Annotated in this window: 1 protein-coding gene; it reads left to right on the forward strand. The window is 44.5% G+C overall.

Annotated elements, in window-relative coordinates:
- Positions 1-632: hypothetical protein (locus VF684_RS20930; protein WP_440174401.1), on the forward strand; the 632-nt coding region annotated here is incomplete at both ends.

Consider the following 632-nt stretch of genomic DNA (forward strand, 5'->3'; position numbering starts at 1 on the left):
GGCGCATTGATGACCACTATGTAACTCCTGTTATACAGATCCCAAATAGCCTTTTCTTGCAGCATCCCCACTTAGATCATAAGCCACTCAAAAAAGGCAATAATGAAAATGGATATCGTAGTCTCATCCATTCAGCTATGGCGGCTGTTCTGCATGAGGCAACGGAGGGGTTAAACAAGCCTGAACCTGGACGTTTTTCACATCGTGGTATGAGAGAGGCAGAAGAGATCGTCCGTATTGCTGCGAAAAATTTCATGCACACCCCAGGGTTATCAATCGAACGGCAGTACATGCATGACGATCTGTTTGCTACGTTGAATCTTGTTTCTTCCTTAATGTATGAAGGCTCGAAGGGAATTGGGCATCTTATCCTTGTTGACCCCAAGAATGATGTAGTCGAATTTATGGTTAAGTTTGCTGAGCCTGTAACGCTTCATGAACCAAGGTGGGTTAGGAAAGTTTTACAGATGGCGACTACAGGTATTGGTATTATTGCGGACAGCCAGCGCATCTATGGACTGGGGAGACTTAAGGAATGGCATGATTCCAGTAACCAAGATGCATTTTTAGTCGTCTTTATCGACCACTATCACTGGGAGTTGCGTTGTGGCAATCAAGCATTACTTCGTAGT

Source organism: Aeromonas sp. Lyrl_2 (assembly GCF_051948815.1).
GTDB classification, from domain to species: domain Bacteria; phylum Pseudomonadota; class Gammaproteobacteria; order Enterobacterales; family Aeromonadaceae; genus Aeromonas; species Aeromonas veronii.